We start from the raw sequence: 26,436 nt of genomic DNA, 5'->3' as shown, positions 1-26,436 counted from the left end.
GACGCAAACGCCAATATGAAATTTTCGCAATTCGGTAACAAATTTACACAAGATTCGGGAATTACCCGTCTGATGAATGATCTCAACCAAGGTCTGAGAACGCCTGGTGCAATTATGTTAGGCGGTGGCAATCCTGCACATATCCCGGAAATGGATGCCTATTTCCAGCAGATATTGACTGACATGGCGTTAGACGGTCAATTAAGCGAAACCCTATGCAACTATGACGGGCCACAAGGAAAAAACACCTTGATAGCGGCGCTGGCCCAAGAATTGAGAGAAAAGCTCGGTTGGGACATCCACCCACAAAATATTGCCCTGACTAATGGCAGCCAAAGCGCCTTTTTCTATCTGTTTAACTTACTGGCAGGTCGCGCTGACGACGGCTCAATGAAACGTGTTTTGTTTCCTCTTGCTCCAGAATATATTGGCTATTCAGATTCAGGTTTGGATGAAGGGTTATTTGTCGCTAATAAGCCGAATATTGAACTGCTGCCCAACGGCCAATTCAAATATCACGTCGATTTCGATCACCTGAATATTACCGAAGACATTAACCTGATTTGCGTCTCTCGTCCTACCAACCCAACAGGCAACGTAATCACTGATGAAGAATTACTGCGCCTGGATAGCCTGGCTCAACAGCACCAAATCCCCTTATTGATCGACAATGCCTACGGTGTGCCATTCCCTGGTATTATTTTCAGCGACGCTACCCCGTTGTGGAATCACAATATTATTTTGTGCATGAGTCTGTCCAAACTGGGTCTGCCAGGCTCTCGCTGCGGTATCATTATTGCTAACGAAAAAATTATCAGTGCTATTAGCAACATGAATGGCATTATTAGCCTGGCTCCTGGGGGTGTTGGGCCAGCTATCGCCCTGGAAATGATTAAGCGTAACGACCTCTTGCGCCTGTCACAAAATGTTATTCAACCGTTTTATAAGCAGCGGGTAGAAAACGTAATTACCATCATTCGGCGCCATATACCGGAAGATCGCTGCCTTATCCATAAACCGGAAGGTGCCATATTTCTCTGGCTCTGGTTCAAAGATTTACCCATCACGACGGAAGAACTTTATCAGCGGTTGAAGAAACGCAAGGTGCTGATGGTGCCGGGACACTTCTTCTTTCCGGGACTAGAACACGATTGGCCACATGCCCATCAATGTATGCGAATGAACTATGTTCCTGATATTGAAAAGATCGAAGAAGGTATTCGTATTCTGTCTGAAGAGATTGAGATAGCGCATCAAGAAGCAGGATACTGATTTGGCGCCCGTTGCAACGATAAGTTCCCTCAAAAAGCGTTTTAGGGACAAATCTTGCCAGAAGAAAATGATTCTTTTCATGTAAGAATGAGTCATGCGTTTGACCACCTGACAACTCAAAATAGATAGGCAAGCTGTCACTATATACGGGTAAATGAAATTTTGGTCAAACGTCCGCCCCGACTCTTACCGATGGATGGCTTCACCTTCCGTTGAAGCCGCCCCTGAGCTATTTCTTACTCTTTCTAACACCTCGTGCTCCATTGGATAATCCCAATTCATTTTGAGGTGCTTTAACTTTCCTCCATACATGAATTATTTTACAAATGTCTATTTGCTGTTTTAGATATCCAATATTGTGTAGATGCAATTAAGATGAAACAAATCAGAGCAAGGGAAAAAAGTCCCCACATTAAGCCTGTTGCCGTCGTTGTATGACCATTAGAGAAAAACCATAACACAATGGCTGCTCCAGCCATTTTTAATGCGCCTTGTAAGGCACTGCCTGTTCCCGACAATTCCGGATGTCCATGCAAACTTATCCCAAGTAATAATGGAGAAGACAGTCCACATCCCAGTCCTACTGCAAAACTGTAAATAATAATAAATTCAATCGACAATATCTGAGTAAAATAAATAGAAATGAGCGCCACCGCTGTAAACAACACTAATAACGGAAGTGAAATTTTCAGAATTTTTTCAGGTGTGGAATGCGACAACCCTTTTTTTGTCAACAATGAACCTATTACGATCCCAGCAGAATAAACCATAAACAGATATCCATTCTGTGATGAAGATAATTTAAATTGTGTCTGGAATACAAAAGGACTGGCAGTAAAATAACCAATGGTAATAGCAAACAAAACGGCAGAAACAACACTGTATATAACAAAATTAATATCAGATAACAGAATTCGAAAACCTGTTATCCGGCGATTGTCTGTTGATTTCATTGGTGATGTTTCCGGCAACGTCATTTTTACAAAACATGCACCTATCAGAATCATTATGGTAAGGGCTATAAAATTAAACTTCCACGGCAGATATTCTGTAATATACCCCCCAATGACAGGAGCAAAAGCAGGTGAAATTTGTGATGCCATCGAAAAAATAGCCAGAGATTTAGATAACTCCGTCTTATCCCGGAAAGTATCACTGAGTATAGCTCTGCTAATAACTGGACACCCACCTGCACCAATACCGGTCAAAAGCCGGAATAGAGATAGTGTGTGAAATGATCCAGCCGTAGAAGTCAGATAATTACCGATAGCAGAAAATAATAAAGAAAATACAATGACAGGAACACGTCCATGTTTATCGGAGAGAGGCCCATAAAAAAGTTGAGATGCAGCGAAACCAACGAGATAATAAACAACAAGGCTTTGTGACTGATCGTCAGTAATTGCGAGTACAGTTTTTATTATAGGTAGTGCCGGATTATAAAGGTCTATAGAAAATAATCCCAATACCAGTATAACGCACGAATTGATGATAATCAGTTTTGATTTCATGCTTTTTCACCTTTCATACGAGTGGGAACACTTTTACTTCAAATGTTGCGCGAGTCACCACCGGAGAAAAAATGGCACGTTGGGTTTCTGGTTTTGATGACGGGATATAGGCAGAATGAAGTATTTTCCATTATGGAAACTAGAATAAGTTTATTTCACAGATTTTAAATATTTCGTATACGGCATTTAATAAAATAAACTTTCCATGCTTTTGCAGTATATATTAATAAATTTTCTATTATAAAGTTAATTTATACGCATTAAACTTCAAGTTGCAATTTACAACACGATATGAAACCTGATTTCTCCCCGCGAAACGGGGAGAAATCACATGCATCTATGAAGTTAGATTGGTATAAATACCTAAATCATAAGGCCCAGAAAATCACGGCCAAAATTTGGGGAGTCATGATCCTCAAAAACATCGCCAATGGATAAACTGTCGCATATGACAACGCCGCAGCCCCGCTGGTGCTATGAATTCCATTGGCAAAAGCAAGGGCGGGAGGATCTGTCATAGCACCTGCCAGTACTCCGCATAAGCTGAGATAATTCATTTTTACAACAATACGTGCCAGCAGGCTCACAACTAACAAGGGAACTATCGTTATCAATGCACCATAACCAATCCATGCCAGCCCTTCGCCATGCACCAGTGTATTAATAAAATTACCGCCAGATTTCAGCCCTACAACCGCCAGAAACATAACAATCCCCAGTTCGCGTAATGCAAGGTTTGCACTAGGAGGCATAAACCAATAAAATTTACCGATCGTGCCAATCCGTCCTAAAATTAACGCAATAATCAAAGGCCCTCCTGCTAACCCCAAACGCAACGCAGCTGGAAAACCAGGAATAAACAAAGGAATCGAACCTAATAAAACCCCTAATCCTATTCCAATAAATACAGGCAACATCTGAACTTGCTGGAGTTTTTGTTGTGAATTACCCAAGAGCTTTGTAACAACTTCTACAGCTTCAGGACGACCAACAATATTCAGAATATCGCCAAACTGTAAACTGGCATTATTATTGGCAACTAATTCAATTCCTGCACGATTGAGGCGCGTGACAACAACGTCATATTTTTGCTTTAAATTAAGCGTCCCAAGCCTCTGACTCAATACCTCATCATTCGTTACCACAACCTTGACGGATTGAAAAATATCACTGGCAGTAGACAAGGAAACATCAACCTCTTCCCCAATGACCAGCCTAACCTGATTCAACGCTTCATGCTGCCCAACTAAATAAAGCAGATCACCACTCTGAATCACGGTAGTAGGCTGAGGAACCATCAACAAATCCTTCCGTTTTAGGCGGGAGCATACCACTTCATCATTATTATTGAGCAGAGGAATGTCCTGCATCATTAATCCATTCAAATTTGGATTACGTACAGCTATATTCATTGTCTGGAGTACTTCTCGGCTCTGATTATTTTGGTTATCAAACGATCTAGCCTCCTGTTCAATGCTTACTCTGAAAAAGAGCCGAACCAACCACATAACCAATAAAATACCGAAAATGCCCATGGGATAAGCCATTGCATATCCCATACCCATTTGACTGACAAACGAAGGGTCAGATCCCAAATCTGCCAGAATTTGCTGCCCAGCCCCTAAAGATGGTGTATTTGTCACTGCACCGGAAAAAATACCTAAAATAATAGGTAGAGGAATACCAAACAATTTGTGAATAATGGCAGCAACTAATCCACCAATAATGACAATCAGGACAGCAAAACCATTTAATTTAAGGCCAGAAACCCGCAGGGAAGAAAAGAAACCCGGTCCAACTTGAATACCAATAGTATAAACAAACAGAATTAAGCCAAATTCCTGAATAAAATGTAGCATGTCATTACTGAGAGACAAAGAATACATCTGGGCAAAATGGCCAACAATAATCCCACCAAACAAAACCCCACCAATTCCAAAACCAATACCCCGTATTCGCCAATTGCCTATCCATAACCCTAATGCGGCAGACAGCGCCAGCAAGCTCATTGTCAGTGCAATATCACTCATGACCCGCTTCCTTTACCAAAGATTGATCATCCAGAAAATTCGTCATTTTCCCTTGTTCCCCATAAATGATGGCCTTGCCACCAATGAAATATTGGCACGAATTAACCGTCATTTATGTGTTTTAAACCACATATTGTGTGCTTTACATATTTTTATATGACAAGTTTTATGCAGGGGGAATTTTTATTTTTTAACAGGAAGAAAAAGATTAATGTTCAAAAAATAAATATCTGTGATATCCAATCGATATCATTCTTAATAATTGATAACCATTATCAATAAATTTAGTGAAATAATTGTTCCTTCTATTTTCTTCAACTATACGCATTAAACTTCAAGTTGCAATTTACAACACGCTATGAAACCTGATATCTCCCTCGTGAAGCGGGGAGAAATCACACGCATATTGAAGTTATATTGGTATATATGCTCTCCCTTACCCAAAAAATAACTTAAAAAATGAAATTAAATTCACATCACAAAAAATTATCAAAATTAGCGATAAGTGCTATAGCAAATTGAATATTACCTAGCTATAGTAAATAGAATTAAACGGTAAAACATCATGAAAAAACTATATTTGTCAGGCGTTGGAAAAATGGCATTAATAGCGAATAAGGTCTTTAAACATTGGCAAATTAGCTCATTGAGATCATGAAAATGATGAAAAATTGTAAAGAGATTCTATTACTATTTACTGCATTAGGATGGTCACTTGTTACGGGCTGTTCCAGTATCATGACCCACAGTGGCCCCTATCAAGGTTATTATTCTGGGGCAAAAGCCAATATTGGTATGTTAAAAGATGACCAAACAGGATGGTTTATGAAGCCCTTACTTACAATCGATCTGCCGTTTTCTGCTTTCCTGGACACGCTTCTACTTCCCTACGATTATGTTCGCTCCGATCAAGATAGCTCAAAACAATCCCCTAAACATCGTATAGATCAGCTAGATAAAAAACCAATCGTCATACTACCTGTACCAGAACCTGGTGACCACGATACTTAGGAACCTATACACTATATCGGCGTATTCAAGCACCGCCATTAATCTGCGATGCTCACTTTGCTACATTTGTTGTTTTCAGTTAATCCCTGTTTCCACCACAAATAGTTGTCGGTAACCGTCAATATCACGCATAAAAGCGACATAACGATCATCCGGTGATATCACTATCGCATCAGCGGAAGGTGCATCATCAGTACGCCCCGTTAAACGCTGAATTTTTCCAGTCTGGCTATCACAGAGTACAACACTATTGTCACAAACACAGGCAATAAACCGCCCACGACTATCCCAGCTAAATGCGGATTGTATACCGTTTTTGTTGTAAGTTATCTGCATGGGCTCACCACCATTTGGTGAGATATACCATAGCTGGACAATCCCCTGTTCATCTTTCATCAGAAAACAGATTTTACTGCCATCTGGCGATGTTCTTAGCCAATGACGTGGAACATTCACTACTCCCGGCCAGCGATTACCGTGCGTAAAAGTCAGGCGTTTCTGTTTTACTCCCGCTGGGGGCGCGGGTAATGCTGTTTCTGTACCCGCTAAAGGTTGGCTGCCTGCAATGGCATATTCATCATTGTGCTCTGGCAGATCAACGAGATAAATTTCCGGTATTTTTTCGCCATTGGTGGCGTAGGTATTCCCAATAAAAGCCAGTGCCCAACGCTGCCATTGACCATTATCTTTGCGATATCCTAGCTGCCCAATCCATCCTTCTTCATAAGCTCGATTGATGTCATCACTGCCGGGACGCGGGCAGGCTGTAGTCTCGCTAACCACAACCGAAAAATAGCTACCACCATATTCCCTTGGATGTTTTTTATCTGGTATTACAGCTTGCAAAGGAACAGCCACCGCCACATTACGTAAATCAAGCGCAGGATCTAACTCGTGCATCACATGGTCATTGTAGGTAAAACTGAGACGGCTACCATCGGGGCTGAAAACGTGGACATGTGTTCCACCGCGCAAAGCGCCAGGGGTATAAGGTGGAGTAATATCCATGGCATCAATGTTAATTGCCACATTGGGCTGTACATCGGAAACCATGACACCACGGCGATGATGAAAATCATATTGCCACTGTGCATCTGGTTTTTCCGGGCCATGAATAAAGGCATAACGAACGGGTTCTTGCGGGCTCACAGTCACCACGCCAACATGAGCGCCATCCTTTGCCTGATAGATAATTTCAGTTTGTCCATGATCAACATGAATTTTTTCTATCGTTAAACTGGTAAAAGAGGCACCATCGGGACGAACATCGTACACTAACCATTGGCTGTCTGGCGTCCAAACATTTATATTAGTTATCTGATGGCTACGACTATCGAATGTAATCTGACGTTCCTTAAAAACCATTTTGCTGCCTTCTTTTGCGAGGTTTCGGATAATAAAAACTAATTTTATTCAAATTCGGCTAAAAAATTTCAGTCGAGACGTTATTATTCCAACAGTACTCTTTACTTCTACGTTATATTTCATGTAATTAAACTTATGTTACTCAGTGTCCTTTATATCATTGGTATTACGGCTGAAGCCATGACAGGCGCCTTAGCCGCAGGTCGTCGAAAAATGGATGTATTCGGCGTTATCATTATTGCTTCCGTGACAGCCATTGGTGGTGGCACTGTCCGTGATATTATTTTGGGGCACTATCCCCTTGGCTGGGTAAAAAATCCAGAGTATATAGTGACCGTTGCCTGTGCTGCTGTGCTCACTATCTGGGTTGCTCCTATGATGAAACATCTACGCCGTCTGTTTCTTATTCTTGATGCCATTGGCTTAATCGTCTTCTCCATCATAGGTGCACAAATCGCGTTAGAGATGCACTACAGCCCGATTATTGCCGCCATTGCCGCCGTCATCACTGGCGTTTTTGGTGGTGTATTGCGCGATATGTTTTGTAATACCATCCCTCTGGTATTCCAAAAAGAGATTTATGCCGGTGTCTCTTTTGCCGCTGCCTGGCTCTATATTGCCTTACTGTATACGCCATTACCCCCAAACAGCGTTATCTTGATTACACTTGTTGCCGGACTCGCTGCACGATTAATAGCTATTCGTTATCGCCTTGGTTTACCCATCTTCAATTACGATGGCACAGACCACTAATACCGTAATGAATTTCTGGGGCGCCTTTTGCCCCTATTCATTGAATATCTCTTGTTTTCTCAATATCCCGTAAAGACAAAATATGAATTACTGTCTTAATCTCAGGATGCTGTAAAAAGGCCAAGATTTTTTCTCTTTGTTTTACTGTTAATGCGGGTTTCGCTTTTACGTCAGAGAATATCGTTTCCCATTGCCATCCCAGTTTATCTGCTTGTTCATCAGTAAAGTGCCTGGCATAAGGCAGGCCAATGGCTTCGTACCATAGTGAAAGTGGCTGTAACTTTGCCTGTTGAAACTGGGCGAAAATTAATTCCGCACGTTTAGTTCCAATATTGGTCACTGCCCCAAGCTGCTCCTTATCCAAATCCAGCCAAGCCGTTAAATTTGCCACCAGCCCATGTTTTACCAACACTGTCCACGTTCCTTGTCCCACGCCTTTCATTTTCAATTTTACCCCAAGCCACGTCAGGCGAGCGATAAACTGTTGCTGGCAATAATGATCAGCATTAGTTTCGTTTTGATGATCGAATGTCAGGCAACTCAGGAAATGATAATCCTGCTCATTAGGTGGTTGAATATCAGGGCGTTCCGCCATACGCCACACCACTTTATCGAGTTTAGGTATACCATGTCCCGCCAGCGCCACCGTAATTTTATCGCCAGGATAGACATTCCACTGCTTCCAACGTTTGATCGAACCGATGTTGACTCGACTGACCTGTCGATCATCTACCTTTACTTTTTCCAGTTCTAATCCAACGGATATTCTCCCTGTCCGGCCTATTGTGAAATTAATACCTTTTACGGTTGTCATTTGTTGCCGCAGGGGATATTTCCATGCAATCGCCCAACTGTTTGATCCAGAGCGCCACTGTCGGCCTGTCGGTTCAATCTCTTGGCGTAATACAACCCCATCTGTCGCAAAAGGGAGGGGCTGGACAAAATAATCTTTCCATCTTTTTTCGGCATCTTCTGCTGTGGCAATGGGGTGACTATATTGCTGTGTGATGGGAAACCCCATTACTGCCAATTTTTCCAGTTTCACCGCCATTTCATTTGGTCCATCCGGCCAGCCCCAAATAAAAATACCAACGTGTTCCAGTTCTGGTGCTGGAGTTTTACGTATCATTAAACCTGCAACTTTACTGCGCGCCCCCTGACTCCCCGCAACAAACTGACGATGCTGTTCCTGCTGCCAGAAAAGCTCACCTTGTAATACCAAATGTTCAGGGGCATTTTTAATCCGTTTAGGAATACTGGGAATAAATGCGCTTTTATCCATCCAGTCTATTCCTTCAATACCATTACCACGGCTAATTAGCTGCACTAATTGACCTTTTTCATACACCAAAGTAACTGCAACACCATCAATTTTAGGTTGCAACCACACCCCTGTGCGCCCCTGTAACCACTGGCTAATTTTTTGTATTCCCTTCAATTTATGCAAACCTGTATGTTGGACAGGATGACGCTGTTTCCCTGACTGTTCAGAAGAGAGCACAGGAATCACGGAAGTATCGGCAACCGGGCTAACAGAGAGTAAAGCGCGGTCTGACCCATGATTTAAACAACCTTGCCAAATTCTCAAGGTATCCAATAATTGATCGTAAATTTCATCATCGACTTCAGTAATTCCCTGCTGACGGTATAGATGATCCCACTTAGCCACCTGCTGTGACAAGCGCTTAATTTCACTCTGAAATTTTTCTTGTGGCCAGTCAGGACACTGAGCCTTGTTTGCAAATGCCATTGGTATACCAGATAGCAATATCCATACTGTTATTAAAAAACTGATGAGAAAATTAAGCATCCCTGCTCCTTGGTTTCCTTAAAACGACTTCCTAAAAATTGATGCCAAGACACGGGCAGAGGATAAAAAGCAGGAAATTTTTTACCAAGTGGCAAAAAAGAAGTTTGAGAGAAGTTTCGAAAAATAAATGTGTAATTTCTGCAAACAGCTATTTTTGCTGAAAATGTGTCGCAAAAAATCTCATTAATGCCAGTTTGTTAAGAAAATATTTTGGTGAAATACCTGTTGGCATGTATTGTAGCGCTACATGGATTAACGTATCCGTGTATACTATGTGGGATATTATATTCCTGCGCTTGCATTTATTTATACCCAATCAGTCAAGAAATCATCATGAACCAAGGAACGTTATATATTGTTTCTGCGCCGAGTGGAGCAGGAAAATCAAGCCTTATTCAGGCTTTATTAAAAACCCAACCCTTGTATGACACTCAGGTTTCCGTTTCGCATACAACGCGGCAAGCTCGCCCAGGCGAAAATCATGGTGAACACTATTTTTTCGTCACGGTGGATGAGTTTCAAAATATGATCAACCATGATGAATTTTTGGAATATGCCTGTGTTTTTGGTAATTATTACGGCACATCCCGAAAAGTCATCGAAGACACACTCGCCAGTGGCGTTGATGTTTTTCTTGATATTGACTGGCAAGGTGCACAGCAAATCCGCCAGAAAATGCCAATAGCTCGCAGCATTTTCATTCTTCCGCCTTCTAAGGAAGAGTTGCTCCGCCGCCTGCGTGGGCGCGGTCAAGACAGCGAAGAAATCATTGCCAAACGCATGGCTCAGGCTGTCGCGGAAATGGAACATTACAACGAATATGATTACGTCATCATCAATGACGATTTCAATACGGCACTGGCCGATTTACAATCGATTATTCGTACAGAGCGTCTACGATTAGATCGTCAGACCCAGCGGCATGATGCCTTAATCAGCAAATTATTGGCAGACTGAACCAAGTTTCAGTATTATGCCCAGTCATTTATTTATCTGTGGAGTAGCACTCATATGGCACGCGTAACTGTTCAAGACGCAGTAGAAAAAATTGGTAACCGTTTTGACCTGGTGTTGGTCGCTGCTCGCCGAGCACGCCAATTGCAAGTAGGTGGCAAAGATCCCCTGGTTCCAGAAGAAAACGATAAGATGACTGTTATCGCCCTGCGTGAAATCGAGCAAGGCCTCATTAACAACAAAATTCTCGATGTTCGTGAGCGCCAGGAACAGCAAGAGCAAGAAGCCGCAGAAATCAAAGCCGTTTCTGCCATCGCTGAAGGTCGTCGTTAATTTTACGGTAGGTCTGCCTTGTACCTGTTTGAAAGTCTGAATCAGCTGGTTCTGAAATATTTGCCTGAAGATCAAATTGATCTGCTTAAACAGGCCTATGTGGTTGCGCGGGATGCCCACGAAGGGCAAACCCGTTCCAGCGGTGAGCCATACATCACTCACCCCGTGGCCGTTTCCTGTATTCTGGCTGAAATGCGCCTTGACCATGAAACACTGATGGCGGCACTTTTGCACGATGTCATTGAAGACACCCCTGCAACATTTCAGGATATAGAACAGTTATTTGGCACGGCCGTTGCCGGATTGGTGGAGGGAGTATCCAAGCTGGATAAACTGAACTTCCGCGACAAAAAGGAAGCACAGGCTGAAAACTTCCGCAAAATGATCATGGCGATGGTGCAGGATATCCGCGTCATTTTGATCAAACTGGCAGACCGTACGCACAATATGCGAACCCTTGGCTCCCTGCGCCCCGATAAACGGCGGCGCATTGCCAGGGAAACGCTGGAAATTTATAGCCCACTGGCTCATCGTCTGGGTATTCATCACCTAAAAACCGAGCTGGAAGAACTTGGGTTTGAGGCCCTGTATCCGAACCGTTATCGCGTCATTAAAGAAGTTGTGAAAGCCGCTCGCGGTAATCGTAAAGAGATGATCCAGAAAATTCTGTCGGAGATTGAAGGCAGGTTAACGGATGCCGGTATCAAATGCACAGTCAGTGGCCGCGAAAAACATCTCTACTCTATCTATCGTAAGATGCGCCTGAAAGAGCAGCGTTTCCATTCTATCATGGATATTTACGCCTTTCGTGTCATCGTCAATAATCTTGATACCTGTTACCGCGTATTGGGGCAAATGCACAGTCTGTACAAACCACGCCCCGGTAGAGTGAAAGATTATATTGCTATCCCCAAAGCCAATGGTTACCAATCCCTCCATACTTCCCTGATAGGCCCGCATGGAGTGCCCGTCGAAGTTCAGATCCGTACTGAAGATATGGATCAAATGGCAGAAATGGGGGTTGCCGCACATTGGGCTTATAAAGAGCAAGGGGAATCCGGTACGACTGCGCAGGTTCGTGCCCAGCGCTGGATGCAAAGTTTGCTGGAACTCCAGCAAAGTGCCGGCAGCTCTTTTGAATTTATTGAAAGCGTTAAATCTGATTTATTTCCTGATGAGATTTACGTTTTTACCCCCGAAGGACGAATTGTTGAGTTACCGGCTGGCGCGACTCCTGTTGATTTTGCCTATGCCGTCCATACCGATATCGGACATGCCTGCGTGGGTGCACGTGTCGATCGACTACCTTATCCTCTTTCACAAACGCTTAGTAGTGGGCAAACGGTCGAAATTATTACGGCACCAGGGGCTCGCCCTAATGCTGCATGGCTGAACTTTGTCGTTAGTTCCAAAGCACGCGCCAAAATTCGCCAGTTACTGAAAAACCTAAAACGGGATGATTCCATTAGTTTGGGGCGCCGTTTACTCAATCATGCACTTGGTAACGGCACGAAAATTACCGATATTCCACAAGAAAATATCAACAAAGAGCTGGCAAGAATGAAGCTCGCTGCTTTGGATGATTTGTTAGCGGAAATCGGATTGGGTAATGCCATGAGCGTGGTTGTCGCCCGCAATTTATTATTGGGTTCACCAGAGAAAGTACCAAACAACAATAGCAATTCTTCCCGTAAGCTCCCTATCAAGGGTGCTGATGGTATTTTGATTACCTTTGCCAAATGTTGTCGCCCAATTCCAGGTGATCCGATTATTGCCCATATCAGCCCAGGAAAAGGTTTGGTGATCCACCACGAATCTTGTCGCAATATCCGTGGATACCAGAAAGAACCGGAAAAATTCATGCCTGTTGAGTGGGATAAAGATATCAATAGCGATTTTATTGCTGAAATTAAAGTCGATATGTTTAACCATCAGGGGGCACTGGCAAATCTGACTGCGGCCATTAACGATGTAAACTCCAGTATTCAAAGTATGAATACAGAAGAGAAAGATGGCCGTGTCTATTGTGCTTTCATCAGGCTGACGACCAAAGACCGTATCCAGCTGGCGAATATCATGCGTAAGATACGTATCATGCCAGACGTGATGCGAGTCAGCCGTAACCGAAACTAGAGGTTATGAATCCTAAACGTTACGCACGCATTTGCCAGATGATGGCAATGCGTCAACCTGACCTGACAATCTGTTTAGAAGAAGTCCACAAACCCCATAATATATCTGCCGTTATTCGTACAGCGGATGCTGTGGGTATTCACCAAATCCATGCTATCTGGCCTACTGAGCAATTAAGAACCCAGCTTTCTTCGGCAGCAGGTAGCAATAGTTGGGTTCAGGTGAAAACGCATTCCACGATTGAACAGGCGATTCACCAATTTAAATCTGATGGAATGCAAGTGCTGGCAACTCATCTTTCTGATAAAGCCGTCGATTTCCGTCAAATTGATTACACTAAGCCTACCTGCATCATTATGGGGCAGGAGAAAAAAGGTATCTCAAAACAAGCTATCGCCCTGGCAGATCACGATATCATTATTCCAATGGCAGGTATGGTGCAGTCACTGAATGTCTCTGTTGCATCTGCCTTGATTTTGTATGAAGTACAACGGCAGCGTCAATTGGCAGGCATGTACCAGTGGCAGAAAAGCATTCTGCCGGAAGAGGAACAGCAAAGGCTACTGTTCGAAGGAGGATATCCCGTATTGGCTGCCGTTTCTCGCCGTAAGGGCTTGGAACAACCCTTGATAGATAAGCAAGGGCAAATCATCGCAAGTGAATCCTGGTGGTCAGCGATGCAAGAAACATCCGCCGCGCAAAAAACAATTGCACCATCAGCAAGGAAATAAATCACACTGACGGAGAAATCGTATGAAAGGCCAACTACTTGATGCCATTCCCTTAACCACGTTATGTGGCGTTGGAGCCAATCAGGTCACTAAGCTCGCTAAGTTAGGGTTGGTCAATCTACAGGATCTACTTTTTCACTTTCCACTCCGCTATGAGGATCAAACCCGCCTGTATACCATTCATGAATTATTGCCCAGTATTTATGCTACGGTAACAGGTGAAATATTACGCACCAATGTGACGTTTGGGCGTCGGCGCATCATGACCTGCCAAATCAGTGATGGCACAGGTATTTTGACTCTGCGTTTCTTCAATTTTACTGCCACCATGAAAAATAACCTGGCCGCAGGAAAGCACGTTGTTGCTTATGGGGAAATTCGTCGCGGAAATCAAGGGCCAGAGATTATCCATCCTGAATATAAAATCCAACAACATGCCAACCGTATCCAACTGCAAGAGACGTTGACCCCCATCTATCCCACGACCGAGGGAGTACGTCAAACAACGCTGCGCAAGTTAATCGATCAGGCATTGGAAATATTGGCTACCTGCGCCATTAATGAATTACTACCAGAAAAATTCAGCCGGAAGCTCATCAGTCTGCCCGACGCACTGCGTACATTGCACCATCCCCCGCCGGATACTTCTCTGGCCGATTTAGAAAATGGCCAACATCCAGCCCAGCGTAGGTTAATTCTGGAAGAATTACTGGCGCATCATTTAAGTATGTTGGCAGTCAGGGCGGGAGCCCAGCGCTTTCATGCATATCCCTTAATGGCAAATGATTCACTGAAACAGAAACTTCTAAGCCAGTTACCATTCTCACCCACAGATGCACAAGCCCGTGTCGTAGCAGAAATAGAACACGATTTAGCAAAAAATATCCCCATGATGCGTCTGATACAGGGGGATGTCGGTTCAGGGAAAACATTAGTGGCAGCGCTGGCGGCTGTCCGTGCCATTGTTCACGGCAAGCAAGTAGCACTGATGGCACCAACTGAACTTTTGGCAGAGCAACACGCCAATACCTTCCGTCAATGGCTTGAGCCACTGGGTATTCAGGTCGGTTGGCTAGCAGGCAAACAGAAAGGTAAAGCACGTCAGGCACAGCAAGAGGCGATAGCAAACGGTCAAGTGAGCATGATTGTCGGTACTCACGCCATGTTTCAGGAGCAGGTAAAATTTGCCGGATTGGCACTGGTTATCATTGATGAGCAACATCGATTCGGTGTTCACCAACGTCTGGCATTATGGGAGAAAGGGCGCGACCAAGGCTTCCATCCCCATCAATTGATCATGACAGCGACCCCTATTCCACGCACATTGGCAATGACCGCCTACGCCGATCTGGATACTTCTATCATTGATGAATTGCCTCCAGGCCGGACGCCTGTCACCACCGTTGCCATCCCAGATACTCGCCGGAACGACATTATCCAACGTATCAAAAGCGCCTGTCTGGATGAAGGCCGTCAGGCTTACTGGGTATGTACCCTGATCGAAGATTCTGAGGTACTGGAAGCGCAAGCCGCACAGGCAACCAGTGAAGAATTGACACTGGCATTACCTGAATTGAAAATTGGCTTAGTGCATGGGCGGATGAAACCAGCAGAAAAACAAGCCGTCATGGAGGCGTTCAAGCAAGGTGAAATACAATTGCTGGTTGCCACTACGGTCATTGAAGTCGGGGTGGATGTGCCCAATGCCAGCCTGATGATTATCGATAATCCCGAACGGCTAGGATTGGCACAGTTGCACCAACTTCGAGGGCGCGTCGGGCGTGGTGCCATTGCTTCTCATTGTGTCTTGCTCTATAAAACTCCACTGACCAATACAGCGAAAATTCGTCTGCAAGTTTTACGGGATAGTAATGATGGTTTTGTGATTGCCCAGAAAGATCTAGAGATCCGCGGACCAGGTGAACTGTTGGGTACACGCCAAACAGGTAATGCAGAATTCAGGATCGCGGATTTATTGCGAGACCAAGGTATGCTGCCCGAAGTTCAGCGTATCGCCCACTATATCCACCAGAATTATCCTGAACACGCCAAAGCGCTGATTGAACGCTGGTTGCCGGATAGTTCCCAATATAGCCGCGCTTAGGTGCCAGCCGCTGAATATTTCAGCGGCATATTCGCCAAGATATTAGGCGAGGACAAAAGTGTATTACTTTAACCTGCTATAGATGGGAACATCGGTAATAACAGATACAATTTGATGACGGCAGCATTAACGATATCAATAAAGAATGCCCCCACCATAGGTACGAGTAAGAATGCTACATGCGATGGTCCAAAACGGTCAGTGATCGCTTGCATATTCGCGATGGCTGTTGGTGTCGCACCTAAGCCAAAACCACAGTGGCCGGCTGACAATACTGCCGCATCGAAATTTTTACCCATGATCCGGTAAGTAACGAAAATAGCATACAACGCCATAACCAAAGTCTGTACGGCAAGAATGACCAACATTGGCAGCGCAAGGGAAGCCAGTTGCCACAGTTTCAGGCTCATCAAAGCCATCGCCAGAAACAGCGATAAGCTGACGTTACCCAAGACCGACACCGCTCGGTCAAATACCCGATAAAAACCAAGCAGAGAGAGTCCGTTACTAAGAATGACACCAACAAACAGAACACACACGAATGTCGGCAATTCAAAGGCTGTGCCTTGTAACAGTTTCTCAATAAACTTACCTGCCAATAAGCAAATGGAAACCATAGCAATAGTTTCCACCATCACTAATGGTGTAATAAGCCGGCCAGTATAAGGTTTCTCAAATGCCGTCGGCAGCTCGGTATCCTCAGACTCCAACCCTGGTGTTTGGGTATTTTTCACCAACATACGGGCAACTGGCCCCCCAATCAAGCCACCTAAAACCAGGCCGAATGTTGCACATGCCATTGCCACTTCCGTAGCATTTTCAAAACCATAGCGCTCAGTGAATACCTTACTCCAAGCACCACCTGTTCCATGCCCACCAGATAGTGTAATGGAGCCTGCCAGCAATCCCATTAACGGATCAAGGCCAAGCATTTTCGCCAAGGCGATGCCGACGGTGTTTTGTACAAATAACAGTCCAACAACCACGCAGACAAAAATGACCAAAGATTTTCCGCCTGCTTTCAGGCTGGCAAGATTAGCGTTCAAACCGATTGTGGCAAAGAACATCAACATAAGAGGCTCTTGGAGAGATAAATCAAAACTAACTTCCCAACCTACAGATTGTTTAACTGCCAACAGAACTAACGCAACCAATAAGCCACCTGCGACTGGCTCAGGGATCGTATATTTCTCAAGGAATGGGACTGATTGTACGAGTTTTCTTCCTAGTAGCAAAACCAGCGTGGCAGCAACGAGCGTGCCATAAATATCTAGATGATACATCGATGTACCTCACCCATTGTTAATATTATGTGAATTTAATGTGACGTTATAATCATCCTGTAAAAACGCCAAGAGCAGGTAAGGGTTGGATTAGAAATAAAATTTCTCATAAACACAAGTTAAAACATTTAAAAATGTGACAGGATTAAGCCGTAATTCATGATGAAAACTTAACGCAAACGATTGCTTTAATGATGAGAATCATTAAAATGCACTTTTTGTCTATCTGAAATTTCACAACATGGTCAATTTACCCCGTGGATCCAATTCATCAGAAGTCCCCAATAAATCAAATAACGAACTGATCTATCGTCTGGAAGATAAGCCGCCACTTCCACATACCTTATTTGCTGCATCCCAACATTTACTGGCCATGTTTGTAGCTGTTATTACACCTGCAATGTTGATTTGCCAGGCTCTGGAGCTTCCAGAGCAGGATACTCAACGCATTATCAGTATGTCCCTGTTTGCCTCTGGCTTGGCATCACTTATTCAAATTCGCTCTTGGGGGCCAATCGGTTCTGGCTTGCTTTCAATTCAGGGCACCAGTTTTAATTTCGTTGCCCCACTGATTATGGGTGGCCTGGCGTTGAAAAATGGTGGTGCGGATATTCCAACGATGATGGCAGCCTTGTTCGGTACACTGATGCTCGCCTCAATGACGGAAGTGCTGCTCTCACGCGTGTTACATTTGGCAAGACGGATCATCACACCTCTGGTATCCGGTATCGTGGTGATGATTATTGGCTTATCGTTAATTCAAGTGGGATTAACTTCGATTGGGGGTGGTTATTCTGCGATTCAAAACGGCACATTTGGTGCACCAGAAAACCTGCTGCTCGCTGGAACTGTTCTTGCCGTTATCGTATTGCTGAATCGCCAAAATAACCCTTACTTGCGGGTTGCATCTCTGGTCATCGCCATGACAGTGGGTTATCTGCTGGCCTGGTACATGGATATGTTACCCGTTTCAACACCGAAAGAAGATGCACCAATCATCACCGTTCCTTCTCCACTCTATTATGGCTTGTCTTTTGACTGGAATCTGTTGATCCCACTGATGCTGATTTTTATGGTGACATCACTGGAAACGATTGGTGATATCACAGCAACCTCTGATGTCTCCGAACAGCCTGTCAGCGGCCCACTCTACATGAAACGTATCAAGGGGGGTGTACTGGCAAATGGCTTCAATTCTATGGTGTCAGCCGTGTTCAATACATTTCCAAATTCCTGTTTTGGTCAGAACAATGGCGTGATCCAACTAACGGGTGTTGCCAGTCGCCATGTTGGTTACATGATTGCTGCAATGCTGATCCTATTGGGGTTGTTTCCTGCCGTGGCTGGTTTTGTACAACACATTCCTGAACCTGTTCTGGGCGGAGCAACGATTGTGATGTTTGGCACTATCGCTGCATCTGGTGTCAGAATAGTTTCCCGTGAACCTCTAAATCGCCGTGCCATTATGATCATCGCACTGTCTCTGGCAGTGGGGTTAGGCGTTTCTCAACAACCGCTAATTTTACAGTTTGCCCCTGATTGGGTGAAAAACTTATTCTCTTCAGGCATTGCCGCAGGTGGGTTAACCGCCATTCTGCTTAACCTTATTTTTCCCCAAGAAAAATAGTTGTCAGATTTCTGTATAATACGTCTCTCCCGCCTTACCGGCGGGAGTTTTCTTTTTTATCTAAATCATCTATTGAGTGCTGCCCTATTTTACGGCATAAAAGGGCTTCTATTGGAAGGTTACACTGTTGAGGTGAAATAATGAGGTGGTTAGGGAAATTTTTTGTCACTCTTCTACTATTACTAATTTTGGCAATCATAGTTATCTATGTTGTTGCCCAGACGCATTGGGGAGCCAAACAATTAAGTCAATGGCTCAGCAGACAAGGACATTACCAAGTCAGTATTGAAAGCATCGACCATAGCTGGCTGCAACCGGCTACCCTATCACTTAACCACATTAACATTCGTGACAAACAAAGTCCTTTCTCACTCAATGCCGATACCATTGATCTCGATTTCAAATGGCAGCATTTACTGTCCCCCCAAAATCTCCGTCGTCTGACATTGCAACAAGGAACATTGATACTACCTGAAAATCAAACTCCCCCTCTTTTACAAGCGGATATCCTGCAACTGAACCAGATGAATATTCAGCTAGAGAGTCCCAATACGCGTATTCAGGGGGAGAATATCACGGGCGGCATTACACCTTGGGCTCCTGCTGTGGGCAACCCATTTGGTAATGGAAAATATCAATTCAGTGCCAGTACGATCCGCTTAAATGACATATCTGTTGAAAATGCCGTTATGCAAGGCAGTTACCAGGATAAGGCTCTGACTATCGATTCTTTTGGCGCAACATTTCTGCGAGGCGCTATTTCTGGCAATGGTCAGCAATTGCCTGACGGCAGTTGGCGTTGGAACAATATCCTGCTCAGTGACATTCGCTGGCAAACCCCGATGACACTGGGTGAGTTAAAAGGAAAAATCAGTCATCTACCAACTATGTATGTCAAAGATTTCAATATCACCAATGCCAAACTGCAAGGGCAAAACTGGTCTGTTGATTATCTAGATAGCACCATCAAAAACTTAGGCTTAGCCAATGGCAGTTGGAACGCTGAAGATGGATTGATAGATTTTAACGCGATGAACATGACATTGGATAATGCACAGTTCAGTGACACGCTTGGAAAATTCCGTTTTTCTGGTGATACCCTTACCATCGCAAACCTGACAACCCACTATCAAAAAGGATTGTTCAATGTCCAGTCTCAGTGGGATCGCAAAAGCCGGCTCCTTACCCTCAAAGAAAGTTCTGTAACAGGGCTGCTTTATGTTCTGCCAGCAACATGGCTCGATTATTTCAAACAGCCTGCGCCGGAATGGATTTCAGGCGTAAAACTTAATGATATTACTATCAATAATACGCTGCTGATTGATACCAATCCCAATTTCCCGTTCCAGCTCACCACGCTTGCAGCCCATATTGACAACATGGATATCTTGAAAAATGGCAAGTGGGGATTATGGAATGGTCAGGCATCACTGCAAGCGGCTGCGGGAACATTTAACAAAATCGAAATAACCCGCCCTTATCTGCAACTGCACGCTACAGATGGCAAAGCTACCATTGATAAATTAAATGGCTTTACCGGTGAAGGGCTGTTGCAAGTGGCAGGCTCAGTGGAACAACAAACTGCTCATACCCCTTTTAACCTTAACTTCAAAGGAATGAACGCGGATTTGCATATCTTGCCACAATGGGGTTGGATACCACTTAATATTCAGGGAGAAGGCAATTTCACACTCGCTATCACGGGAGATCTCTCCGCTGACGACGTTAAGGGAACAATAAACGGCACATTGGCTGCTGAAGATAAATCATCAAACAAAGAGTCACAATCTATTGAGCAAGGTTTGATCTCAACGAGCCGTTGTCCCCAGACCGCACCCTCTTCCGTAGATAATCCTGCTACGGAGAGTCAAACCTGCGCGAAAATTAAGCTTTAGTAAGACGTTCGGGAGGCAGGACGATATAAGTGCCGGTGAACACACTACCTACGCCGTGTTCACCGCTAACCTGCACTTCTATCGTTACACGCGCCTTATTGCCACGGGCAAGACGGGCAAGGTCTCCGCTCATATTATTGAAATCCGCAGTTGCACAGGGGCGTCCTGTAATCGGTTGGCGATAACGAATATTGGCATCCACCAAAATGATATCTCCCCCTAACTGGCGCTCCTGTAGCAACAACCAAATCAATCCCCATGCCGTCAAGGTGGCCTGAGAAAATAAGCTACCTGCGAAAATAGTATGATGTGGATTCTGGTTTCCGGCTTCCGGCATCGTGGTCACGAAGCGTTGTCCAGTATATTGGCTGATCCTAAGCCCCATCTTTTCACTCAAAGGGATTTGCTTATGCCATGCCTGCTGCAACTCCGCACACCAATCAGGACGGTGCAAGATATCATCAAGGCTTATTATCGGTTTGATCATGAGGAAATGGTTGATCGGCGACGCCTTAGCACCATTGATCAAACCGCGGTTTTGAAAACCCAACTTGTCAAAGAAATCGACGGCGTCTTCCCGCGCGCTGCAAACAATTCGTTTCACACCTTCCTGTCTGGCTACCGATTCCAATGCCATCGCAATCAGCGTACCCAAGCCTTTTCGCTGCACACTGGGATGCACAGCCAGAAAGCGAATAGCGCCTTCATTATCCGCATTGATATATAAGCGCCCAACAGCCAGCGGATTGCCCTGTTCATCCACCACCATTTGGTGATGAGCCATTGAGTCGTAACCATCTTTCTCTGATCCAACAGGTTGATGAAGCGGTTTACGCAACATCTCCCAACGAAATTGGTAATAAGTTTCTAACTCTTGTTCTGTTTGAGGTACTCTCAGATGGTACATAGAAACAACCCCTTTCTTGAAACACATCATACTTGCAACCAGAAAGTTACCGGCCCGTCATTGATCAAACTGACTTTCATGTCTGCTGCAAATATTCCCGTTGCTGTTTTTACACCAGTTACATGGCACTGTTCAACAAAATCGCGATAAAGCTCTTCTGCTTTTTGTGGTTCAGCACCACCAGAAAAGCTGGGTCTTAAGCCTTTCTGGGTGTCCGCAGCCAATGTAAATTGCGATACCACCAACAAACTACCGCCAGCCTGCTGAACATTAAGGTTCATTTTTCCCTGCTCATCGCTGAATACCCGATACCCCATTACCTTGTCGCATAAACGTTGCGCTTTTTGTGGGGTATCGTCTTTTTCCACCCCCAGCAACACCAGCAACCCTTGTCCAATTTCGCCAATCGTCTCGCCTTCAACAACAACCTTTGCCTGTGTGACACGCTGAATTAATGCGATCATTTCTCTTGCCTGTTATTCCGTTGCAATAAGCTAACAATGTTAATTTTTTGCGGGGAGTGAGAAGTCATGTGACTTAAAATAATCAGGGATGACGTTCCTGTCAGCCACATGCAGTGCAGTGATGCCTGTTTTTTTTGCTGCTTCGACGTTTTCTAAAAGATCATCAAAGAATATGGCTTGATCCGCTTCCACACCTTCCGCGACAAGCACATGGTTAAAAATATCAAGATTTGGTTTACGCATCCCCAATTCGTGGGATAGATAAAGGAAATCCGCTGATGCTGCAATCTCAGGATAATGCTCTGAGCAGTAATCAATATGCAGACGATTTGTATTTGACAAAACAACCACACGATGCCCTTTAGCACGCAATTTATTCATTAACTCAATGACTTCCTGCCTGACATCGATAAAGATTGTATTCCAGCCTTCCGCAAATTGTTCAAAACTGAGTGAAACCGCCATTTCATCACACATCATTTCTGCAAATTCAGTGTCACTTATTTGCCCGCACTCATGTTTTTCAAGCGTCTCGCCCTGAGAAAATTTTGGGGTCAATGTTGCCAGTGGTGCCCCACTCAGATTACTCCAAACAGCCAATACTCTTTTAAAATCAATATCAATAATCACGTTACCCAGATCGAAAATATACAGCATAATCCCTCCTGACTGACGTTCATTGTTTAGTTCTTTTATCATATTTTTATTAAGAAAAAAGAATGAAGAGTTGACATCCTCCCCGCCCTAAAGGACGGGGATTCCTACAGCGTTCAGACCGGAGCCTGACTCACCTCGGTGGGTTCCTGCTTCAACGGGCGGTCTGGCTGCACCATCCCTCCACAGGCAAGCACGGCATGTCCTGCCGCTAAAATATTACGTGCGGCGTTTACATCCGCGTTCGCGGTGTAGCCGCATACCTGACACACGAATTGACTTTGCGTCTGACGGTTTTCTTTCGCCGTATGACCACAGCAGGCACACCGCTGGCTGGTGTATGCCGGAGGTATCGCCAGTACCTGACCACCGCGCCAGAGCTGCTTGTACTCAAGCTGACGGCGCATTTCATGCCAGCCTTGATCCCGTATCGAGCGGTTCAAGCCTGATTTGCCTCTGACGTTTCTTCCGTGCTTCTCTGCCGTGCCTTTTGCCGATTTCGACATGTTACTGACCTTCAAGTCTTCAATGACGATCATCGCGTGGTTTTTGCTGATTTCACTGGTGACTTTGTGAAGGTAGTCGCGCCGGATATTGGCAATGTGTGAGTGCAAACCCTGGATTTTCCGTTTTTGTTTCTGCCAGTTTGCGCTGAATTTTACTTTGCGACTCAACTGCCGCTGGAGTGTTGCCAGCTTACGTTGGTTTGCTTTGAAGCTGCTTACTGGCTGATATACCGTGCCATCTGAAAGCGTGGCAAGTTTTGTTACTCCGGCATCCAGTCCGACCATTGATTCTGCATTGTGAGCAGGGTCAGTCACTTCGTATTCAGTCTGGATACTGACGTACCATTTGCCGCATGACTGGCTGACCGTGACGTTTTTCACTCAATCAGCCATGAAGCCATTTTGGTGTAGGGGAGATATTTATTCCCTGCTTCATGGTTCTCATTCTGGAGTGCCAGTGCACGGTTAAAAACGAAGCGACAAGCCCCTGCGAAGCGTCGCATATCGCGCTCCTGCTGACCATTTGGTCTTAACTGGAATTTGAAGGCTTGAAGTCGTATCATGACTATCATTATACTTTGGTCTATGACAAAAGAAACTGATATTCGACGCGGAAGACACTGTGTTTTCCTGATGCACGTCCACTTGGTATTCGTCGCCAAGTATCGACGAAAGATATTCGATCTTGATGCCATCGAAAAGCTACGCAGCTACTTTAGCAGCGTATGTGCTGATTTTGGTGTTGAACTGGTTGAAATGGACGGCGAATACGACCACGTGCATTTGCTGATCAACTACCCGCCAAAGCTCGCAGTATCGAATCTGGTCAACAGTCTTAAAGGCGTTTCCAGCAGGCTGCTTCGGCGTGACCGTCCAGATATTGCTCTACGCTATTACTACAAAGGCGTTCTGTGGACACCGAGCTATTTTGCAAGCAGTTGCGGAGGTGCGCCGATCTCGATCATCCGGCAATACATCGAGCAGCAGAAAACACCAGGTTAGTCGGAAAACCGCGCCTGATAAAAAAATGGCAGGAAGGGGGGTATCATAAAAGAACTCAGGGCACCGAAATGCCCTAAGCTATTGATATTCAAACTGTCATATGCAATGCATAATCCAGAAATTAAACTTCTTTGCTACGATTTGCACGACGGCGATCATTCTCAGTCAAATGACGCTTACGCAAGCGAATTGACACTGGAGTGACTTCAACCAATTCGTCGTCGTCAATAAACTCCAACGCCTGCTCCAGGGTTTTCTTGATATGTGGAGACAGCGTTGTCGCTTCATCCGTACCTGATGCACGCACGTTAGTCAGTTTCTTACCGGTCAGACAGTTAACAGTCAGGTCATTTGAACGTGAGTGAATACCAATAATCTGGCCTTCATACACTTCAGTACCATGACCCAGGAACAACTTACCACGCTCCTGCAAACCATACAGCGCGTAAGCCACCGCCTTGCCTTGTCCATTGGAAATCAATACGCCATTCAGACGACGGCCAATCTCACCTGGGCGGATGTCATCATAGTGGCTGAATGTGGCATACAACAAACCCGTACCCGAAGTCATGGTCATGAATTCAGTACGGAAGCCGATCAGGCCACGGCTTGGAATGACATAATCAAGACGAACGCGACCTTTACCATCTGGCAGCATGTCACGCATTTCACCTTTACGCTCACCCAATGCCTGCATGACATCGCCTTGATGCTGCTCTTCGATATCCAGAGTGACCTGCTCAAAAGGCTCCTGCTTACGGCCATCAATTTCACGGAAAATCACTTTTGGACGGGAAACCGCCAACTCGAAACCTTCACGGCGCATGTTTTCGATCAGAACAGACAAGTGCAGTTCACCACGGCCTGATACACGGAATGCATCTGGATCTTCAGTTTCTTCAACACGCAACGCTACGTTATGAACCAGCTCTTTTTTCAGACGATCAAGGATCTGGCGAGAAGTTACGTACTTGCCTTCACGACCACAGAATGGCGAAGTATTAACACAGAAGTACATGCTGACGGTAGGCTCATCAACGGCCAGTGCTGGCAACGCTTCAACCGCATTGACTTCGCACAGGGTATCGGAAATATTCAGATCACCCAGACCGGTAATAGCGATAATGTCGCCAGCTTCCGCCTTATCAGACTCAATGCGCTCCAATCCCAGATGGCTAAAGACCTTGCCAACTTTACCGTTGCGAGTTTTACCTTCGCTGTCGATGATAGTGATATTTTGGTTTGGTTTTACCATACCACGCTTAATGCGACCGATACCGATAACGCCAACGTAGTTGTTATAATCCAGCTGCGAAATTTGCATCTGGAATGGGCCATCAAGGTCAACCTTTGGTGGCTCAACATGATCAACGATTGCCTGATACAGCGGAGTCATGTCTTCAGCCATATCGGTATGATCGTTACCCGCAACGCCCATCAGTGCAGAAGCATAAATGATTGGGAAATCCAGCTGCTCATCGGTTGCACCAAGATTCACAAACAAGTCAAATACCTGATCCACTACCCAGTCAGGGCGAGCACCCGGACGGTCAACTTTGTTGATCACGACAATAGGCTTCAGGCCATGAGCAAACGCTTTCTGGGTGACAAAGCGAGTCTGTGGCATTGGGCCATCCATCGCATCAACCAGCAACAGGACGCTGTCTACCATTGACATTACACGTTCAACTTCACCACCGAAGTCGGCGTGGCCTGGGGTGTCTACGATATTGATTCGATAGTCATTCCATTTGATGGCTGTGTTCTTTGCCAGGATGGTAATACCGCGTTCTTTTTCCAGATCATTGGAATCCATCACGCGCTCAGTTGTTGCAGCACGCTCTCCAAAAGTACCGGACTGTTGCAGGAGTTTATCAACCAACGTGGTTTTGCCATGGTCGACGTGAGCAATAATTGCTATATTTCTTAACTTACTAATTTCATTTGACATTTAAAAATTCCGATAACGCGAAAATCATTTATGTACTCAAACGTACATAAAAAGAATTCTGTTTTACTTGGCCGCCGCCGAACAAAAGTGCAGCATTATACACTTTGGATGGTTGCACGGGTATTAAAAGTTGGGGACAC

Annotated in this window: 20 protein-coding genes and 2 pseudogenes; 11 read left to right on the top strand and 11 right to left on the bottom strand. The window is 44.8% G+C overall.

Annotated features, from left to right (window positions below):
* Positions 1–15 precede the first annotated feature (15 nt).
* A complete protein-coding gene (locus WDV74_RS00895; RefSeq protein ID WP_338884078.1) occupies positions 16–1,272 on the top strand; it encodes a valine--pyruvate transaminase in 1,257 nt (418 codons plus the stop codon).
* 91 nt (positions 1,273–1,363) lie between these two features.
* Here WDV74_RS00895 and WDV74_RS00890 read toward each other — a convergent pair.
* The 3 genes and pseudogenes from WDV74_RS00890 to WDV74_RS00880 all read right to left on the bottom strand — a co-directional run.
* Positions 1,364–1,509, bottom strand: a pseudogene (locus tag WDV74_RS00890) (IS5/IS1182 family transposase); the annotation flags it as partial.
* Positions 1,510–1,592: 83 nt separating this feature from the next.
* Positions 1,593–2,783, bottom strand: a complete 1,191-nt coding sequence (locus WDV74_RS00885; protein WP_338884077.1) for an MFS transporter — start codon at positions 2,781–2,783, stop codon at positions 1,593–1,595.
* Positions 2,784–3,151: 368 nt separating this feature from the next.
* Positions 3,152–4,813 carry a putative transporter gene (locus WDV74_RS00880; protein WP_338884076.1) on the bottom strand — a complete coding sequence of 554 codons (1,662 nt, stop codon included), beginning with the start codon at positions 4,811–4,813 and terminating at the stop codon, positions 3,152–3,154.
* Between the two features lie 663 nt (positions 4,814–5,476).
* On the opposite strand from WDV74_RS00880, the gene WDV74_RS00875 reads away from it, so the two are divergent.
* Positions 5,477–5,824 carry a YceK/YidQ family lipoprotein gene (locus WDV74_RS00875; RefSeq protein ID WP_338885502.1) on the top strand — a complete coding sequence of 116 codons (348 nt, stop codon included), beginning with the start codon at positions 5,477–5,479 and terminating at the stop codon, positions 5,822–5,824.
* 75 nt (positions 5,825–5,899) lie between these two features.
* Here WDV74_RS00875 and WDV74_RS00870 read toward each other — a convergent pair whose 3' ends face one another.
* Positions 5,900–7,189 (bottom strand): DUF3748 domain-containing protein, encoded by a 1,290-nt coding sequence (locus tag WDV74_RS00870; RefSeq protein WP_338884074.1) that lies wholly within the window; start codon positions 7,187–7,189, stop codon positions 5,900–5,902.
* 135 nt (positions 7,190–7,324) lie between these two features.
* Here WDV74_RS00870 and WDV74_RS00865 point away from each other — a divergent pair, with 135 nt between their 5' ends.
* Positions 7,325–7,942 carry a trimeric intracellular cation channel family protein gene (locus WDV74_RS00865; protein ID WP_338884072.1) on the top strand — a complete coding sequence of 206 codons (618 nt, stop codon included), beginning with the start codon at positions 7,325–7,327 and terminating at the stop codon, positions 7,940–7,942.
* Between the two features lie 37 nt (positions 7,943–7,979).
* Here WDV74_RS00865 and ligB read toward each other — a convergent pair whose 3' ends face one another.
* Positions 7,980–9,692 carry an NAD-dependent DNA ligase LigB gene (ligB, locus tag WDV74_RS00860; RefSeq protein ID WP_338884071.1) on the bottom strand — a complete coding sequence of 571 codons (1,713 nt, stop codon included), beginning with the start codon at positions 9,690–9,692 and terminating at the stop codon, positions 7,980–7,982.
* Between the two features lie 393 nt (positions 9,693–10,085).
* On the opposite strand from ligB, the gene gmk reads away from it, so the two are divergent.
* The 5 genes from gmk to recG are packed head-to-tail and all read left to right on the top strand — an operon-like array spanning position 10,086 to position 16,007.
* Positions 10,086–10,709 (top strand): guanylate kinase, encoded by a 624-nt coding sequence (gmk, locus tag WDV74_RS00855; RefSeq protein ID WP_338884070.1) that lies wholly within the window; start codon positions 10,086–10,088, stop codon positions 10,707–10,709.
* 54 nt (positions 10,710–10,763) lie between these two features.
* The gene (gene rpoZ / locus WDV74_RS00850; RefSeq protein ID WP_074020086.1) at positions 10,764–11,039 is read left to right on the top strand and encodes a DNA-directed RNA polymerase subunit omega; all 276 of its coding nucleotides are present in this window, start codon (positions 10,764–10,766) and stop codon (positions 11,037–11,039) included.
* 18 nt (positions 11,040–11,057) lie between these two features.
* The gene (gene spoT, locus WDV74_RS00845; protein ID WP_338884069.1) at positions 11,058–13,172 is read left to right on the top strand and encodes a bifunctional GTP diphosphokinase/guanosine-3',5'-bis pyrophosphate 3'-pyrophosphohydrolase; all 2,115 of its coding nucleotides are present in this window, start codon (positions 11,058–11,060) and stop codon (positions 13,170–13,172) included.
* Between the two features lie 5 nt (positions 13,173–13,177).
* Positions 13,178–13,903, top strand: a complete 726-nt coding sequence (trmH, locus tag WDV74_RS00840) for a tRNA (guanosine(18)-2'-O)-methyltransferase TrmH (RefSeq protein WP_338884067.1) — start codon at positions 13,178–13,180, stop codon at positions 13,901–13,903.
* 22 nt (positions 13,904–13,925) lie between these two features.
* Positions 13,926–16,007, top strand: coding sequence for an ATP-dependent DNA helicase RecG (gene recG, locus WDV74_RS00835; protein ID WP_338884065.1), 2,082 nt, complete (start codon positions 13,926–13,928; stop codon positions 16,005–16,007).
* 68 nt (positions 16,008–16,075) lie between these two features.
* Here recG and gltS read toward each other — a convergent pair whose 3' ends face one another.
* Entirely contained in the window at positions 16,076–17,290 is a 1,215-nt protein-coding gene (gene gltS / locus WDV74_RS00830) for a sodium/glutamate symporter (RefSeq protein WP_338884064.1), read from the bottom strand.
* 241 nt (positions 17,291–17,531) lie between these two features.
* Between gltS and WDV74_RS00825 the strand changes: the two genes are divergently transcribed.
* Together WDV74_RS00825 and WDV74_RS00820 are read left to right on the top strand one after the other, a co-directional pair.
* Positions 17,532–18,917 (top strand): uracil-xanthine permease family protein, encoded by a 1,386-nt coding sequence (locus WDV74_RS00825; RefSeq protein WP_338884063.1) that lies wholly within the window; start codon positions 17,532–17,534, stop codon positions 18,915–18,917.
* A gap of 140 nt (positions 18,918–19,057) precedes the next feature.
* Entirely contained in the window at positions 19,058–20,812 is a 1,755-nt protein-coding gene (locus WDV74_RS00820; RefSeq protein ID WP_338884062.1) for an AsmA family protein, read from the top strand.
* On the opposite strand, the gene fabY is transcribed toward WDV74_RS00820, so the two are convergent.
* The 4 genes and pseudogenes from fabY to WDV74_RS00800 form a co-directional block, all read right to left on the bottom strand.
* On the bottom strand, positions 20,802–21,719 hold the full coding sequence (gene fabY / locus WDV74_RS00815; RefSeq protein ID WP_189759869.1) for a fatty acid biosynthesis protein FabY: 918 nt from the start codon (positions 21,717–21,719) through the stop codon (positions 20,802–20,804). The two genes, WDV74_RS00820 and fabY, sit on opposite strands and share 11 nt — an antisense overlap.
* A 26-nt stretch (positions 21,720–21,745) precedes the next feature.
* Positions 21,746–22,183: a D-aminoacyl-tRNA deacylase gene (dtd, locus tag WDV74_RS00810; protein WP_338884060.1), complete on the bottom strand. Its 438-nt coding sequence runs from the start codon at positions 22,181–22,183 to the stop codon at positions 21,746–21,748.
* Positions 22,184–22,222: 39 nt separating this feature from the next.
* Positions 22,223–22,840 (bottom strand): glucose-1-phosphatase, encoded by a 618-nt coding sequence (gene yihX, locus WDV74_RS00805; RefSeq protein WP_338884059.1) that lies wholly within the window; start codon positions 22,838–22,840, stop codon positions 22,223–22,225.
* Between the two features lie 113 nt (positions 22,841–22,953).
* A pseudogene (locus tag WDV74_RS00800) lies at positions 22,954–23,906 on the bottom strand (transposase).
* A gap of 22 nt (positions 23,907–23,928) precedes the next feature.
* Here WDV74_RS00800 and tnpA point away from each other — a divergent pair.
* On the top strand, positions 23,929–24,345 hold the full coding sequence (gene tnpA / locus WDV74_RS00795; RefSeq protein ID WP_338885501.1) for an IS200/IS605 family transposase: 417 nt from the start codon (positions 23,929–23,931) through the stop codon (positions 24,343–24,345).
* Positions 24,346–24,466: 121 nt separating this feature from the next.
* On the opposite strand, the gene typA is transcribed toward tnpA, so the two are convergent.
* Complete coding sequence (gene typA / locus WDV74_RS00790; RefSeq protein WP_189759866.1) at positions 24,467–26,296, bottom strand: ribosome-dependent GTPase TypA; 1,830 nt, start codon at positions 26,294–26,296, stop codon at positions 24,467–24,469.
* Between the last annotated feature and the right edge of the window lie 140 nt (positions 26,297–26,436).

It is taken from the genome of Xenorhabdus sp. TH1 (assembly GCF_037260955.1).
In the GTDB taxonomy this organism is placed as follows: domain Bacteria; phylum Pseudomonadota; class Gammaproteobacteria; order Enterobacterales; family Enterobacteriaceae; genus Xenorhabdus; species Xenorhabdus griffiniae.
Note: the sequence above shows the minus strand (reverse complement) of the source record. Positions and strands in the feature narration are given on the sequence as shown.